The organism is Streptomyces venezuelae (assembly GCF_008642315.1).
Lineage (GTDB): Bacteria > Actinomycetota > Actinomycetes > Streptomycetales > Streptomycetaceae > Streptomyces > Streptomyces venezuelae_D.
Window position 1 is genome coordinate 4700199 of record NZ_CP029192.1, and the last position, 15653, is coordinate 4715851.

At 72.6% G+C, this 15653-nt stretch carries 11 protein-coding genes, 1 tRNA gene and 1 other RNA gene; 7 read left to right on the top strand and 6 right to left on the bottom strand.

Annotated elements, in window-relative coordinates; all coding sequences use genetic code 11:
• The gene (locus tag DEJ48_RS20485) at nucleotides 1–1311 is read right to left on the bottom strand and encodes a diacylglycerol/lipid kinase family protein (protein WP_150217585.1); all 1311 of its coding nucleotides are present in this window, start codon (nucleotides 1309–1311) and stop codon (nucleotides 1–3) included.
• Nucleotides 1312–1448: 137 nt separating this feature from the next.
• Between DEJ48_RS20485 and DEJ48_RS20490 the strand changes: the two genes are divergently transcribed.
• Nucleotides 1449–2852: a DUF2252 domain-containing protein gene (locus DEJ48_RS20490; RefSeq protein ID WP_150221280.1), complete on the top strand. Its 1404-nt coding sequence runs from the start codon at nucleotides 1449–1451 to the stop codon at nucleotides 2850–2852.
• On the opposite strand, the gene DEJ48_RS20495 is transcribed toward DEJ48_RS20490, so the two are convergent.
• Nucleotides 2833–3669, bottom strand: coding sequence for a YhjD/YihY/BrkB family envelope integrity protein (locus DEJ48_RS20495; RefSeq protein WP_150217586.1), 837 nt, complete (start codon nucleotides 3667–3669; stop codon nucleotides 2833–2835). The genes DEJ48_RS20490 and DEJ48_RS20495 overlap by 20 nt on opposite strands.
• A 178-nt stretch (nucleotides 3670–3847) precedes the next feature.
• Here DEJ48_RS20495 and DEJ48_RS20500 point away from each other — a divergent pair, with 178 nt between their 5' ends.
• A complete protein-coding gene (locus DEJ48_RS20500) occupies nucleotides 3848–4225 on the top strand; it encodes an SHOCT domain-containing protein (RefSeq protein ID WP_150217587.1) in 378 nt (125 codons plus the stop codon).
• A 21-nt stretch (nucleotides 4226–4246) separates the two neighbouring features.
• Here the strand turns inward: DEJ48_RS20500 and DEJ48_RS20505 are convergent, their stop codons facing one another.
• Nucleotides 4247–5965: a SulP family inorganic anion transporter gene (locus tag DEJ48_RS20505; RefSeq protein WP_150217588.1), complete on the bottom strand. Its 1719-nt coding sequence runs from the start codon at nucleotides 5963–5965 to the stop codon at nucleotides 4247–4249.
• Nucleotides 5966–6263: 298 nt separating this feature from the next.
• Here DEJ48_RS20505 and DEJ48_RS20510 point away from each other — a divergent pair, with 298 nt between their 5' ends.
• Nucleotides 6264–6638, top strand: coding sequence for an STAS domain-containing protein (locus DEJ48_RS20510; protein ID WP_150217589.1), 375 nt, complete (start codon nucleotides 6264–6266; stop codon nucleotides 6636–6638).
• A 61-nt stretch (nucleotides 6639–6699) separates the two neighbouring features.
• Here the strand turns inward: DEJ48_RS20510 and DEJ48_RS20515 are convergent, their stop codons facing one another.
• The 3 genes from DEJ48_RS20515 to DEJ48_RS20525 all read right to left on the bottom strand — a co-directional run bounded on the left by DEJ48_RS20515 (nucleotide 6700) and on the right by DEJ48_RS20525 (nucleotide 8683).
• A complete protein-coding gene (locus tag DEJ48_RS20515; RefSeq protein ID WP_150217590.1) occupies nucleotides 6700–7770 on the bottom strand; it encodes a hypothetical protein in 1071 nt (356 codons plus the stop codon).
• A complete protein-coding gene (locus tag DEJ48_RS20520; protein ID WP_150217591.1) occupies nucleotides 7758–8405 on the bottom strand; it encodes a hypothetical protein in 648 nt (215 codons plus the stop codon). The genes DEJ48_RS20515 and DEJ48_RS20520 overlap by 13 nt, the downstream gene beginning before the upstream one ends.
• Nucleotides 8406–8598: 193 nt before the next feature.
• Nucleotides 8599–8683, bottom strand: a tRNA-Ser gene (locus DEJ48_RS20525).
• Nucleotides 8684–8836: 153 nt separating this feature from the next.
• Here DEJ48_RS20525 and ffs point away from each other — a divergent pair.
• The 4 genes from ffs to DEJ48_RS40375 all read left to right on the top strand — a co-directional run bounded on the left by ffs (nucleotide 8837) and on the right by DEJ48_RS40375 (nucleotide 15455).
• Nucleotides 8837–8935, top strand: an RNA gene (gene ffs, locus DEJ48_RS20530) — signal recognition particle sRNA small type.
• A gap of 67 nt (nucleotides 8936–9002) precedes the next feature.
• Nucleotides 9003–11255 (top strand): DNA polymerase III subunit gamma and tau, encoded by a 2253-nt coding sequence (locus DEJ48_RS20535; RefSeq protein ID WP_150217592.1) that lies wholly within the window; start codon nucleotides 9003–9005, stop codon nucleotides 11253–11255.
• Nucleotides 11256–11613: 358 nt separating this feature from the next.
• On the top strand, nucleotides 11614–12867 hold the full coding sequence (purD, locus tag DEJ48_RS20540; RefSeq protein WP_150217593.1) for a phosphoribosylamine--glycine ligase: 1254 nt from the start codon (nucleotides 11614–11616) through the stop codon (nucleotides 12865–12867).
• 308 nt (nucleotides 12868–13175) lie between these two features.
• Nucleotides 13176–15455, top strand: a complete 2280-nt coding sequence (locus DEJ48_RS40375) for a hypothetical protein (RefSeq protein WP_223832119.1) — start codon at nucleotides 13176–13178, stop codon at nucleotides 15453–15455.
• Nucleotides 15456–15653 lie beyond the last annotated feature (198 nt).

A 15653-nucleotide genomic window follows, 5' to 3' on the forward strand; every position in this document is an offset into this window, starting at 1 on the left:
TCAGCGCCCGCGCCCCACCGCGAGCCTCCCGATGTGCCGCCAGTCCGGCATCGGCCGTGCCCCGCGCACGCCCGGACGGTGGCGCGGCACCAGCACCCGCAGGGCCCGCGGCCGCACGTCGCAGTGCACGGGCACCCGCAGCGACAGGGACTCGCCGTCGACCCCGGCCTGGATCCGGTCCTGGTCGGCGTCGACGACCACGTGCGCCGCGTTCGTACGGACGAGACCGGCGGCACGCCGTCCGCGCAGCAGCCCGGCGGCCTGGGCGGCGCTGGTGACCCTGACCCCGACGCAGCCCAGTTCACCGCCGTCGAGGCGGGCCCGGCGGCCGAGGCCCGCGATGTCCCCGGTGCCGTAGGGGTTGTTGCTGACGAGCAGTGCCTGCGGCTCGGCGAACTCCACGGACCCCGCGTGCGCGGAGAGCCGCGGTCCCTGGTGGCCCGCCAGCATGTCGGGCAGCAGCCGCAGTGCCGTACGCGTCTTGTCGTCCCGGTACGCGGGGCTCGCCACGACCTCGGCGTACGCGCCGAACGACACGTTGTTGACGAAGGGGAGGCCGTTCGCGCTGCCGAGGTCGACCCGGAGCTCCACACCGTCCCGCAGCGCGTCGAGCGCCTTCGACGGGTCGTCCCTGTCGAGCCCCAGGTCCAGGGCGAAGTGGTTGCGGGTGCCCGCCGGGATCACCAGGAACGGCAGATCCAGCGCGGCGGCGACCTCGGCGACCTGCGCCTGTGTCCCGTCGCCGCCCGCGACCCCGAGCAGATCGGCCCCCTCGGCGGCGGCCTTGCGGGCCATGTCGGTCACGTCGGCCCCGTCGCGCCCCTCCAGGAGCAGCACCTCCGCGCCCAGACTCCGCGCGCGCTCCCGCAGTTCGAACCGGCGGACCTTGCCGCCGCCCGACCGCGGATTCATGATCAGGACGGGGTGGCGCACGCGCGGAGCCGGATGCTCCGGCATCGCGGCCGCCTCCTCGTCCGCGTCCCGTACGAGTGCCGCACGGCCCGTGGCGACCGCCACCAGCCACAGGGCGACCGCCAGAACGGCGACCCAGGTCAGACGGGCACGGGTGTACGCGACGAGGACCCACACCGGCGCCCCGAGGGTCAGGGCGACGGCCAGCACCCGCAGGGTGCCCTGCCTGGCCAGGCTCCACCACAGCCCGGCCGCCACGAGCACCAGGCCGACGAGGCCGACGGCCAGCAGCCCGAAGGTCCGCGCGCCCGCGAACACACCGAGGGTCAGCACGGCGGCGAGGATCGATGCCAAGGACGCCCGCGCCAGCCAACGGCGCTGCGTCGTCGTCGGATTCATGGCGACACGGTGCGGGGCACGGACGGACCCCACCTCACCCCCGGAAGGTGGTTCGGCCCCGCCCCCGGCACCGGCAGGATCGGCCGCGTCAGGGAGGGCGGGCCGCCGTGACCCGCCGCGTCAGAGAGGGGCGGGCCATGGACGAGGGCCGGCACGTACATCCCACTCCGCAGGAGCGCGCTGCCCGCGGCCGGGCGGCCCGCACCAAGGTGCCGCGCTCCCGGCACGCCGAGTTCGCCCCGGCACCGGACCGCACCGACCCGGTCGAGGCGCTGGAGCGCCAGTCGTCGCGCCGCCTGCCCGAGCTGGTGCCGATCCGGTACGGGCGGATGCTCGAATCGCCGTTCCGCTTCTACCGGGGCGCCGCATCCCTGATGGCGATGGACCTGGCGACGACGGCGTCGAGCGGCATCACCACCCAGCTGTGCGGGGACGCGCACATGCTGAACTTCCGGCTCCTGGCGTCCCCCGAGCGCCATCTCATGTTCGACGTCAACGACTTCGACGAGACGCTGCCGGGACCGTGGGAGTGGGACGTCAAACGGCTGGCGGCCAGCCTCGCCGTCGCGGGCCGCGCCAACGGCTTCGACGCGCCGGAGCGGTCCCGCGTGATCCGGGAGACGGTGCGCTTCTACCGGGAGGCGATGCGCGGCTTCGCCGGCATGCGCAACCTCGACGTCTGGTACGCCCGGATCGACGCCGACGACCTGTACGCCAGGCTCGCCGGGGAGCTGCGCCCGAGCGGCCGGCGCCGTCTGTCGCGCACCCTCAGCAAGGCCAGGGGCCGCGACCACCTCCAGTCCCTGGAGAAACTCGTCCACCGGGTGGGGGACGACCTGCGGATCGCTCCCGACGCACCGCTCGTCACCCCCCTCTCCGATCTGCTCCCCGAGGTCGAACGCTCCGAGCTGGAGAAGCAGTTGCGGGAGCTCATCGGACACTACGTCCTGACGCTGTCGTCCGACCGGCGCGCGCTCCTCGCGCAGTACCGGGTGGTCGACATGGCGCGCAAGGTGGTCGGCGTCGGCAGCGTGGGAACCCGCTGCTGGGTGCTGCTGCTGCTCGGCCGGGACACCGGCGACCCGCTGTTCCTCCAGGCCAAGGAGGCCGAGGAGTCGGCGCTCGCCCCGTACTGCGAGCCCAGCGCCCACGCGAACCAGGGGGAGCGGGTCGTGTCCGGTCAGCGCCTGATGCAGGCCACCAGTGACATGTTCCTGGGCTGGGAGCGCGTCTCCGGCCTCGACGGCCTCGAACGGGACTTCTACGTACGTCAGTTGCGCGACTGGAAGGCCATCCCCAAGGCCGAGGGCATGACTCCGAAGGTCATGCGGCTGTTCGGGCGGCTGGCCGGGGCGACCCTGGCTCGCGCGCACGCACGCTCCGGGGACCGGATCGCCATCGCGGCGTACCTGGGCGGCTCCGACCGGTTCGACCGCGCGCTCGCGGAGTTCGCCGAGCGCTACGCCGACCAGAACGAACGCGACCACCGCGCCCTGTCCGAAGCGGTACGCGACGGCCGGGTCACGGCGTCGCCGACGTGACGCCGTCCCCGTCCGCCGCAGGCACCGCGGGGATGCGCAGCACGCGCCGCACCCGCTCCTCCTGCGCGAACACCTGACCCAGCGCGATGCCGGCCGCGACGACCGTGAAGAAGACGATCAGCCAGGACAGGAGCGTGAAGACCGAGCCGAGCGGCCCGTACCGCTCCACGCTGCGCTGCAGCGCCCCGGGCAGCCACACCGCGGCGACCTGCGAGAACACGACCACGCCCGTTCCGGCGAGCAGCGCCCCCGGCAGCAGCGGACGCCACGGCACGCGCCCCGCGAGCAGCAGGTGCTGCGTCCACCACCACATCAGGACCGCGCCGACGGCCTGCAGCGGAATCCCCAGTACCGGGCCCGCGCCGAACCCGTCGTGCAGCAGCCCCTGGAAGAACAGGGCGGTCAGCCACACGAAGAGCCACAGGGCCCAACGCCACAACAAGATCCGCATGCCCGACGCCTGGAGGTGCCAGCAGCGTTCGCAGAGCCGTTGCAGGGCCCTGGAGAAGGCCGTGGCGGACAGCAGCGCCACCAGTACGCTCGCCGCGCCCCAGCTGTTCATCGTCTGCGGGTCGCCCGCGTACACCTGGTCGAGCATCGCCGCCTCGGTCCCGCCCGAACCGAACAACGACCGCAGCGACCTGCGGAGTTCGTGCCGCCAGCCGGGCGGGCAGAACGAGGCGACCGCGATGAGCATCGGCAGCGCGGCGAGGAACGCCTGTGCCGCGAGCCGCGTCGCGAGATCCAGGATGTTCACGCCCACGAGCTGCCGGACGGCACGGGCCGCCAGCGGCCGGGCGCGCGTGGCGGTCAGCATGACGGTGCCCCCTCGCAGCAGTGGCGCCGGGCCCGCGCTCCGGGGCCACTGTCGCGCGGTTCGCCGCATGAGGGTTCGCCCCGCAGGGGTGATACGCCCCGGGCCACGCGCCCCGAAGCTGCTGCCCACCGGACCGACGGGACTGGACCGCCGGGACCGGACCGACGGGAGGGCTGCCGTGGACGACTACCCGATGTTTGACGTCTTCCTCACCATGCTCATGTTCTTCTTGTGGGTGATCTGGTTCGCCATCGTGATCCACATCGTCGTGGACATCTTCCGCAACGAGGATCTGAACGGCGTCCGCAAGGCCCTGTGGCTGCTGCTCGTGTTCGTCCTGCCCCTGCTCGGCGTACTGCTCTACGTCATCTCCCAGGGCTCCGGGATGGGCAACCGCAACGTGGCCACCCGCATGTCCGCCTTCGGCAACCACCCCGTGGGGTCGTCGTCGGTCGCCAGTGCGGGGGAGTTGGAGCGGTTGGCGGAACTGCACCGTTCGGGCGCGCTGACGGAGGCGGAGTACGCGCGGGCCAAGCACCACGCGCTGCCGATGTGACCGGGCGCGCCCCCGTGTCGATCACCGACTCCGGAACGCGGCGACAGCGGCCTCCACGGTCGGGAAGAAGTGCCGCTCGTCGATGGTGCGGGTGAGCTCGTACCGCTCGATCTTGCGCCGTACCGGGTCCTTCAGCTCCGCGAAGACGAGATGCACTCCGCGGGAGTTGAGGGACTCGTCGAGCGCCTCCAGGACGTCCGCGGCGGTGGTGTCGACGTCGGTCATGGGCTCGGCGGCGACCACGATCCACTCAGGCACCGGATCCGCCCGCGAGAGCCGCGTCACCTCGTCGCGGAAGGTCTTGGCGTTGGCGAAGATCAGCGGGGCGTCGAAGCGGTAGATGACCAGCCCGGGAATCCGCTCGGCGTCCGGGTACGAGCTGACGTCGTGATACCCGGGGAGCCCCTCGACCCGCCCGAGCACCGCCTCGTAGGGCCACCAGACCCGCCGGAAGACATTCAGCACGGAGAGCCCCACGGCCACGGCGATCCCTTCGAGCACCCCCACCAGGGCGACCCCGAGGAACGCCGCGAGACACAGCAGGAACTCGATCCTGCGCTGCCGCCACAGCCGCACCGTGCCGGGCACGTCGGCCAGCGAGAGCGACGCGGTGATGACGACTGCCGCGAGCGCGGGCTGCGGCAGATGCCGGAAGAGCCCCGGCACCACCACGAGCATGAGCACGATCAGCCCCGCGCCGACGACACCGGTCAGCTGGGTACGCGCCCCGGCCCGCTCCGCCACGGCAGTACGCGACCCGCTCGTACTCACGGGAAACCCCTGGAAGAACCCGGCGGCGAGGTTCGCCGCGCCCACACCCGCCATCTCCTGGTTCCCCCGCACCTCCTGCCCGGTGCGGGAGGCGAAAGCGGAAGCATTGGAGATCGTGTCGGCGAGCGAGACGACGGCGATCCCCAGAGCTCCCGCGAGCAGCGGCCCGAGATCATCGAGGCGGACGTCGGGCACGGTCAGCGGCGGAAACCCCTCGGGCAGCACACCGACGAGCGAGACCCCCCGGTCCTCCAGGTCGAACACGACCACGGCCCCGATGGCGGACACCACCATGACGAGCACGGCCGGCACCCGGGGCAGCCACCGCTGAAGCGCCAGGATCAGCACGATCCCACCGCACCCGACGGCGACGGCCGCCCCGACCGCCTTCCCGTCCGCGAGCCCCTCCGCCACGGACACGCACTCGTCGATCAGCCCGTCGGCGTCCACCTTGAACCCGAGGAGCTTGGGCAACTGTCCGACCAGGATGGTGACGGCGAGCCCGTTCATGTACCCGATCATCGTGGGCTTGGAGATCAGCTCGGCGACGTAACCGAGACGGGCGGTCGACGCGAGGATCATGATGCCCGCGACCATGAGCGACAGCATCGAGGCCAGGGCGACGGCACGGCCGGGATCGCCGTCGGCGGCGACCAGCGGCAGCACCGTCGCCGCGATCATCGGCCCGAGCGAGGAGTCGGGCCCGAGGACCAGGATCCGCGAGGGCCCGCACACGGCATAGCCGAGCAGGCACAGGATGGACGTGTAGAGGCCGGTGATGGCGGGCAGCCCGGCGAGTTCGGCGTACGCCATGCCCTGCGGCACGAGCAGCGTGGTCAGCACGACCCCCGCCACGAGGTCCTTCGACAGCCACTCCCGCCGGTACGTCGTGACCGCGCGGACCCCCGGCACGGCACGCAGCGACGACACGACCCGCCCGCCACGGTCCCGCCGCCCACCGGCCCCCATGAACGCCCTCCCCACCTCCGCGACCCCGCCCAGGTTCGACGAGAGGGCCGGCACACGGAATCACCCCACAGGGGTGGTTGCCCTCAACCCCCGCAACTCTGTTGCTGCTCCATGGACTTGTCGCACCAAATCTGTCAAGAAGGCAGGTTGGACAACGCCTTGACGGGGGCATATCACCCAGTGAGAACGCTTGCTCCGGACACACCCCGCACGTCGTCACCCAGGCCCCCGGTGGCTCTTCGTCCCACCCGCCCATCCGGCCCCCTGGAGGTGGGCCGTTCGCAGTGAGGATGCCGCCATGATCCACGGCGTTCCGCTTCCCGACGGGCATCTGCGCGTCCACCGTGCCCCCGGCCACACCGTCATGGAGTTCCACGGCGAGATAGACATCGCGGCGGCCCTGGCGATCCTGCCGACCCTGGACGCGACCACCAAACCGCCCAAAACGCTGCTCGTCATCGACCTCACGCCGACCACGTTCCTCGACTGCTCCGGCCTGGCCCTCCTCTGCCGCGCCCGCACACGCCTGGAGGAACGCGACGGCGACCTGCTGCTGGTCTGCCCCCACCCGCTCATCCTGCGCATGCTCCGCATACTCGGCCTCACCACCCGCCTCCGCCCGTCCCCGACCCTGGAGGACGCGCTGCGCGGACACTTACGGGCGGCGGGCTGATAGGGGCGGCGGGCCTGACGGGGCCACGGAGACCGGCACCGACCGACGGCCTCGGTCACGGTCAGCGGTTGATGGACTGGATCTCCTGCACGACGACGTCCTGTTCGGAACCGAACACGCCGTCAGGCAACCTCTGTTCGCCCTCGACCCCGGTCCCCGTCCAATGGATCTTCCAGGTGACGGTGGCCTTGAGCCGATAGGCATCGTCGCCGGACGCCCGCAAGTAAGTCACGCCGCACGGAGGGGTGTCGCCGCCATTGCCCTTGCGATACGGCACTCCGATGCGGCCACCCTCGATCGGGCACTGTCCGGAGGCCGGGTGCAGTTCAGCGTCCGGCGTCCCCGGCTCGATCTTGAGTGCGGCGGGCTCGGCTGTGCTCGTAGCTTCGATCCCGAACCCGGGAACGGAAGCGGTGACTGACACTGGCTTGAACTCCGCCCCCTCGAGCCACGCCCACGTCGGCAGATTCACCGTCGACTTGTTCTGCGGTTTCAGATCAACCTTCGTACCGGGAACACGAATCTGGGAGTAGGCGAGCTGCGCGAGGATCTCCGGGGTGACAGCCTGTGGGGCGTCAGCGGGGGGCGGGTCCCCCTTGTCGACCCAGAAGGGAATCTTGTCGCAGTCCTGCGCTGCGGGGTCGGCCTCTCGTCCCTCGCTCACGAAGGCACCCCACCAAGCCCCCTTGTCGGCTTTGTCCTTCTTGAAGTCCTTGTCGGAGTCGCCGCCCTTGTCGACGTACAGGCCCTGCGTCTTCTTGTCCCACTCTTCGGTGGTCGATGTGCCCATCCACTGGTACCGCATGTACGCCTCGAGCGACTTCGGGGTGTACTTGGGGGCGTAGTAGCAGGCAGGAGGAGTCCACGTTGCGGAGGACGATGTGACGGGACCGACGGAACTTCCCTTTCCGTTTTTGGAGAAGTCGTAGACGATCCCCTTGGCGGACGCCGAGAGGGTGGGACCGCCGGCATCGCCGGAGACGCTGGTGTCGCCTCCCGGCCGGCCACCGAACGAGCCTCCTCCTCCGGGAGGCGTCTGGTCTGCGACGGCGGCGGGAGCCGCGCACAGCCAGGTCGCCCCCGCCGCGACCGCGATCGCGGCGGTGCGCAGGAGCCGACTCACGGCTGGCAGCCCGTCGCGCCGCGAGTGGATGCCATCTTCATGAGCTCCCAGACCCCCTGCTTGTTCTTCCTGAGCTGAGCGCTGTAGGCGACGTAGCTGTCCTTCGTCACCTTCGTCCGCTTGATCTCGTCCGTCTTAACGTCTCTGGTAAAGCCCTTGCTCTCATCGGCGCAGTATCCGATCGCCGCGCTGTCCTTGGACTTGACCTTTACGTTCCGGTTGAAATAGCGCACCGTCCCGGTGACGGTCCAGCCCGCGTCCTTGAACGACTTCGCCCAGTCCCGAGCGGCCACAGCACCCTCGCCCTCGGTGTAGAACTCCAGAGCGGACAGCTGAGGGTCTCCCTCCACGATGGCCATGTTGAGCGCACGAATCATGTCCGCGTTGTCCCGAAGGACGGCGTTCTTGACGGGGTCCCCCGTCCGTTCTGGAGTGAAGGTGAGCTTCACGTCAGAAGGCAGTTTGATCTCCGGCCGGTCGATGCCGTCCGCCGACGCGGAGGGGGATGCCGACTTCTCGCTGCCCGCGTCAGCGCCGGCGATCTTGTCGTTGTCCTTGCTGTCGTCCGATCCGCCACAGGCGGTCAGCAACAGGGCGGCCGAGGCTGTGAGCGCGGCCGCCACGCGCCGGGTCGAGCGGTTCACTGGTGTCTCCGGTGAGGTGAGGGTTAACTCGAGCGAAGCAACGCTATCCGTGACCGAGTGGTGACGGTGAGAGTGGGTGGGGCTGTGGCTGAGACGTGTGCAGAGACCTCGGAAGAGGTTCACGACGGAGACCAAATCAGAGATGACAACGACGAAGGCCCGGACCGTCGGAACGGTCCGGGCCTTCTGCCGGCGGAGGATACGAGATTCGAACTCGTGAGGGGTTGCCCCCAACACGCTTTCCAAGCGTGCGCCCTAGGCCACTAGGCGAATCCTCCGCCGCAAACAATACAAGACGTTGGGCAGTGCTCGCGAACACGATCCACTCGCGGGACTCCGGAGGGAGTCGCGAAGGACTCCAGAGGGACTCGCGAGGGCGGAACCGTTCCTCCCGGCGTCGCTTCCCCGCCCCGGGATCCGCTACTGTGGGGGCCAGCCCCTCACGTGGCGCTATCTGACTGAACTCCCCCAGGGCCGGAAGGCAGCAAGGGTAGGTCGGCTCTGGCGGGTGCGTGGGGGGCGCTTTGCGTTCCGGGCGGCCTCCAGGTGCCATCGGGGCGGTCCGGGTTGTCAGTGGTCGCCTATAACCTCGTATACGTGTCGTCTCTCGCCTTGTACCGCCGCTATCGCCCGGAGTCGTTCGCCGAGGTCATCGGGCAGGAGCATGTGACCGACCCGCTGCAGCAGGCGCTGCGGAACAACCGGGTCAACCATGCCTACCTGTTCAGTGGCCCGCGCGGCTGCGGCAAGACGACGAGCGCGCGCATCCTGGCCCGCTGTCTCAACTGTGAGCAAGGTCCCACTCCCACGCCCTGCGGCGAGTGCCAGTCCTGCCGCGACCTGGCGAGGAACGGGCCGGGCTCGATCGACGTCATCGAGATCGACGCCGCGTCGCACGGAGGTGTCGACGACGCCCGTGACCTGCGCGAGAAGGCCTTCTTCGGCCCCGCGTCGAGCCGGTACAAGATCTACATCATCGATGAGGCCCACATGGTCACCTCGGCGGGCTTCAACGCCCTCCTGAAGGTGGTCGAGGAGCCCCCGGAGCACCTCAAGTTCATCTTCGCGACGACCGAGCCCGAGAAGGTCATCGGCACGATCCGGTCGCGCACCCACCACTACCCGTTCCGGCTCGTGCCCCCCGGCACCCTCCGCGACTACCTCGCCGAGGTCTGCGGCCGCGAGGACATGACCGTCGAGGACGGGGTGTTCCCGCTGGTGGTGCGGGCCGGGGCAGGCTCCGTGCGTGACTCCATGTCCGTCATGGACCAGCTCCTCGCCGGCGCGCGCGAGGACGGTGTGACGTATGCCATGGCGACGTCCCTCCTCGGGTACACGGACGGCTCGCTGCTCGACTCCGTCATCGAGGCCTTCGCCTCCGGGGACGGCGCCGCGGCCTTCGAGGTCGTGGACCACGTCATCGAGGGCGGCAACGACCCGCGCCGGTTCGTCGCCGACCTCCTGGAGCGGCTGCGGGACCTCGTGATCCTCGCCGCCGTGCCCGACGCCGCGGAGAAGGGGCTCATCGACGCCCCCGCCGACGTCGTCGAGCGCATGCAGGCGCAGGCCGGCGTCTTCGGCGGCGCCGAGCTCAGCCGCGCGGCCGACCTCGTGAACGAGGGCCTCACGGAGATGCGCGGCGCCACGTCCCCGCGCCTCCAGCTGGAGCTCATCTGCGCCCGCGTGCTGCTCCCCGCGGCCTACGACGACGAGCGCTCCGTCATGGCCCGCCTGGAGCGCCTGGAGCGCGGCGGCAACTTCGTGCCCGGCGGCCAGGGCCCCGGCCCCGCGATGGGGTACGTTCCCGGGCCCGAGGCCCACGCGGGCGTGCCGCAGGGTGGCGTGGCCATGCCGCCGGCGAGTGGCGGTGCGCCCGCCCCCCAGGGGCCGCCGGTGCCTCCGGGCGGCGGTCCCGCGGCCGCGCGGGCGGCGGTACGGGGATCTGGCGGAGCACCCGAGACGCCCCCGGCCCCGGCGGCGTCCCCTGCGCCATCGCCTGCCCCGGCTGCGACTCCTCCGCAGGCGAGCGCGCCGCAGCCCCCGGCGCCCCCCACCACTCCCGCCACCCCGCCGCCCTCCTCCGACTCGCCGGGGGAGCGTCGTCCCGGTGGCTGGCCCACGGCCTCGGCTCCCGCCCAGGCATCGTCCGCGCCCCGCCCGGGCGGCTGGCCGACGGCGGCGTCCGCGGGCAGTGGCACACCCGCGTCCAACCCGGCCCCGCAGCCCTCCGCCCCGGCTGCCGCCTCCCCGCCGCCCTCCGCCGCGCCGATGGCGGCGGCCCCCGCGGGCGGTCCCGACCCACGCTCCCTGTGGCCGAACATCCTGGAGGCGGTGAAGAACCGCCGCCGCTTCACGTGGATCCTGCTCAGCCAGAACGCCCAGGTGGCCGGGTTCGACGGGACGACCCTGCAGATCGGCTTCGTCAACGCGGGCGCGCGGGACAACTTCGCGAGCAGCGGCAGCGAGGACGTGCTGCGACAGGCGCTGTCCGAGCAGTTCGGGGTGCAGTGGAAGGTCGAGGCGATCGTCGACCCGTCCGGCGGCTCGGCGCCTCCGCCCGCGGCCGGGAACTTCGGCGGCGGCGCTCCGCAGGCCCCGCGTCCCGCCGCGCCCCCGCAGCAGCAGGCCCCGCCCCCGGCGGCCCCGTACTCCCCGCCCGCACCGTCCCCGGAGCCCACTCCGGCCCCCGCTCCTGCTCCGGTCGCGGCCCCGCCCCGGGAGCACATCTCCCCCGAGGACGACATCCCCGAGGACGACGACCCGGACCTGGTCGAGTCCGCCCTGTCGGGCCACGACCTGATCATGCGCGAGCTGGGCGCGACGGTGGTCGACGAATACCCCAACGAATAACGCGCCCCGCCCCGCGGCGACGGCTCCCACCCGTTTACCCCGCACCGTCCGGCGGGACCAGGAGCTTCAAGCCCGCCGCTGCGCGGCGGGCGCTCCCCTCCCGCCCGCCCGTTTACCCCGCACCGCCCCCCCCGACGTACGAGCCCGGTCCGAACCGCCCCTAGTTCCGCCGGACGGTTCGGGGTGCACGGGCGGGTGGGTGGGTGTGATCCGTCGCGGAGCGGCGGGCTTGGGGGCTCCTGGCCCCGTCGGACGGTAGGGCGAACGTGCCGGGTTGGAGGAACGTACAGGAGGGGGGAGGCGGGTCAGTGGGTGGCCCGTACGAATGGGTGGGGGTGCCGCGGGCTACGCTGACCCCGTGAAGGTCCTCGTCATCGGCAGTGGTGCCCGCGAACACGCCCTGTGCCGCTCTCTGTCCCTCGACCCCGACGTCTCCGAGCTGCACTGCGCCCCCGGCAACGCCGGCATCGCAGACGTGGCCGAGCTGCACACCGTCGACGCCCTCGACGGCGCCGCCGTGGCGGGCCTCGCCCGGCGACTGGGCGCGGGGCTCGTCATCGTGGGCCCCGAAGCCCCCCTCGTCGCGGGCGTCGCCGACGCCGTGCGCGCCGCGGGCATCCCGTGCTTCGGCCCCTCCAAGGAGGCCGCGCAGCTGGAGGGCTCCAAGGCGTTCGCCAAGGATGTGATGGCGGGCGCGAGCGTGCCGACCGCCCGGTCGTACGTCTGCACCACCCCGGCCGAGATCGACGAGGCACTCGACGCCTTCGGAGCGCCGTACGTCGTGAAGGACGACGGGCTCGCCGCAGGCAAGGGAGTCGTCGTCACGGACGACGTCGACGTGGCCCGCGCGCACGCCCTCGCCTGCGACCGCGTCGTCATCGAGGAGTTCCTGGACGGCCCCGAGGTGTCCCTCTTCGCCGTCACCGACGGCGAGACGGTCGTCCCGCTCCAGCCCGCCCAGGACTTCAAGCGCGCGCTCGACGGCGACGAGGGCCCGAACACGGGCGGCATGGGCGCGTACTCGCCCCTCCCGTGGGCCGACCCGAAGCTCGTCGACGAGGTCATGCAGAGCGTGCTCCAGCCGACCGTGGACGAGCTGCGCCGCCGCGGCACCCCGTTCGCGGGACTGCTGTACGCGGGGCTGGCGATCACGAGCCGCGGCGTGCGCGTCATCGAGTTCAACGCCCGCTTCGGCGACCCCGAGACCCAGGTCGTCCTCGCCCGCCTCCGGACCCCGCTCGCCGGGCTCCTGATGGCCGCGTCGACCGGCAACCTCGCCGACCTGCCTCCGCTGCGCTGGAGCGACGACGCCGCGGTGACCGTGGTGGTCGCCTCGTACAACTACCCGGGTACGCCGCGCACGGGCGACCCCATCGAGGGTCTGGACGAGGTCGCGGCGCAGGATGCCCCGGATGCGTACGTCCTGCACGCCGGAACGAGGCGCGACGGCGACGCCGTCGTCAGCGCGGGCGGCCGCGTGCTGTCCGTGACGGCGACCGGCGCGGGCCTCACCGAGGCGCGCGAGCGGGCGTACGCGGCGCTGTCCCGTATCCGTCTCGACGGGTCCCAACACCGCACCGACATCGCGGCGAAGGCCGCGGCGGAGGCGTGACGCACGCGGCTGCCGCGTGAACTTTCGGCCACCCCCGAACCCTCAGGGCCCCGGATCTGACACTGGATCCGGGGCCCTCTCGGCATCCAGCTTTAGCCAAAGCCATTCCATCGAGTGACCGGTGGCCCATCCGGCTGACGACGACCGGCGCCCCAACTAGGGTGCGGCGAAAGCGTTCAAGGCGCCCAGAGCCAAACAGACCACCGGCATTGCGATGTCGGTGGCGGGTGCCACAGTGGGGGAGTGAGCAAGACCAACGCCGTTGAAGTGCGCCGTCGGCTCCGGCCGGCGGCCGAACAGTAGGCAGCATGGGGGTGCCATCGGTCGTGTCAGGTACGGGTGTGGAGGTGGGCGCGCAGGCCGCGCGCTCCCGGGCCCTCGCCGTGCTGCGGCTGCGCAGCAGGGCGCTGGCCGTCGCCCTGCTGCCCGCGGCCGTCGCCGTCGTGCTGTTCGCGGCGGGGGCCACGGGGCATGCCGGTGGCGGGAGTTGGTACGTCGCGAGCTGGACCGTGACCGTCGTCGCGCTGCTCGTCCTGGTCGCCGCGGGCGCGGTCGGCCTGGTCGTCGCGCGGGCGCGGCCCGCTCTCAGTCCCACCGTCCCGATCGCCGAGGAGTCGGCCCCCGATCTGTATCGCCTGGTGCGGGACCTCGCCGACCGCCTCGACGTGCCCGCTCCCTCGGCGATAGCGCTCACCCCGGACTGCGACAGCTGGCTGGAGGACCGTACGCATCCGGCGCACGGGCCGTCGGGGCGGCGGGGGTGGGTGCGGGGTTCGGCAGCGCAGAACTCACCCGGCACCGGCCACGGCACCGGCACCGGGATGGCCACCGGCCCCACAGGCGGCGAAGGCGAAGGCGGGGCCACCGGCCCCATCGCCCCCGTCCTCGTCATCGGCTCCCCGTTCCTGTGGTGGATGCGCGTCGGCGAGCTCCGCGCGGTGCTCGCGCCGGTCGTTGCCGGTACGGGCCCCTCCGCGCACCCCGACATAGCCGCCGCCCGGCGCTTCGTGCGCGGGCTCGACGCGGCGGTCGCGGTCGCCTCGGCGCCGGGGCGCGGTCCGCTGGCCCGTGTGGCGCTCGGCGGCGTCGGGCGGGTCGCCAGGCTCCTGCTGCGCCACTGCAGGGTCCATGCCGCCGAGATGGAGCGCGGTGTGGCCGCGGCCGCGGCGGAACGCGCCCAGACGGTGGACTACGGCGTGCGGATCGTCGCCCAGGAGCAGGTCGGCCTCGCGTACGCGGGCTGGGACCGCCTTCTCACCCGCGTCGCACTGCCCGCCTGGCGCATGGGCCGCTGGCCCTCGCGGCTCGACGCGGGCGTGGTCTCCGCGCTGACGGAGCTGTCGCGCAGGGACCGCCTGGCGGAAGGCTTCGCCTCACGCCTCGGCGAGCGCCCCGCCTGCGACCTCCTGGAGGAGCCGGGCTCGGTGGACGAGGCGGCGTCGCTCCTCGCCGCGCGGCTCTTCCACGGCGGTCCCGCGGAGTCGGGGCCGGACTGGGCGCCGGTGGCCTGGCAGGAGTATCCGGACGAGGTCGTCGACCGAAAATGGCGCATGGACGCGGCGCGGCTGCACCGGGTCCTGGACGCCCTGGAGGTCGACGGCGCGGCCGACCGAAGCGCCTCGGCCCCCAAGGGCCCCACGCTCGACCGAGTCCTGACGCACCTGACGACGGCCCCGCAGAACGCTACGGAGAGTAACCCGAACCCATACGAGCCCCCCACCCCACAGCCGACCACCCCGGCCACCCCGACCGCCCGGAAGACGGCGAACACCTCGGACGCTCCGGCGGCGCCGGGCACCCCGGATGCTTCGGCCGCGCCGGACGCCGAGTGCTCCGCGGGCACCCCGGACACGGAGGATGCTTTGGCCGCTCCGGTTGCTCCGGTTGCCCCGGACGCCTCGGCCGCCCGGGACACTGCGGGCTCCGCGGGCACCCCGGATGCTCCGGTCGCCTCGGACGCGGCGGATGCTCTGGCCGCTCCGGACATCACGGGTACCCCGGACGCTCTGGCCACCCCGGACACCAAGGGCTCCGCGAGCACCCCGGCCGCCCCGGACACCCCGGCCGCTCCGTCCCCCACGCCCACCGAGACCTCCGACGCCCCGGACGCCTTGGACGCTCTGGACGCCCCCGAGCGCGCCGCCGCCCTCTTCCCCGAGGTCGACGAAGGCGCCGGCGAGGCCGACGACGAGAGCCGGAGCGGCAGGCTCGCCGCAGGGCTCACCGCGGAGATCGCCCGCGAGGAGGCCGCGACGCCCCCGCGCCCCGCCCCCACGGGGCAGGGTCCTGACGAAGCGCTCTGGGACGACGGCGCGCTGCCGCTCTTCCCGCTGCAGCCGCCCCGCACCGGCCGTGAGCTGCTCGTCGACCACGTCACGGCGATGGTGTGCTGCGCGGCCATCGACACCGCGGGCGCCGCTCCCGGCCTCGACTGGCTCGACGGCCCCGCCCTGCTGGTCGGCGGCGAGCGTGCGGCGGACCTCACGCCGCGCATCTCACGCCTCGTCGAGGACGGCGACCCGACCCCACTGCGCGACTGGCTCACCCGCCAGGGAATCCGCCCCGAAAAACCGGTCCGCCTGGTCTGACCCCGGGCCCCCTACGCCCCAGGGAAAGACGTACCCCGACCCTCCCAACCCGGCCCCCGCGGAACCCGGTCCCAACGGAATCAGGGCCCCTCCGAACCGGGCCCCACCAACCCCGGACCTTCCGAATCCGGGTCCACCAAACCCGTACCAGCGTCGCTGGCGCTGCCCCGCACCACCGAACACCGCCCAGCGTCACCA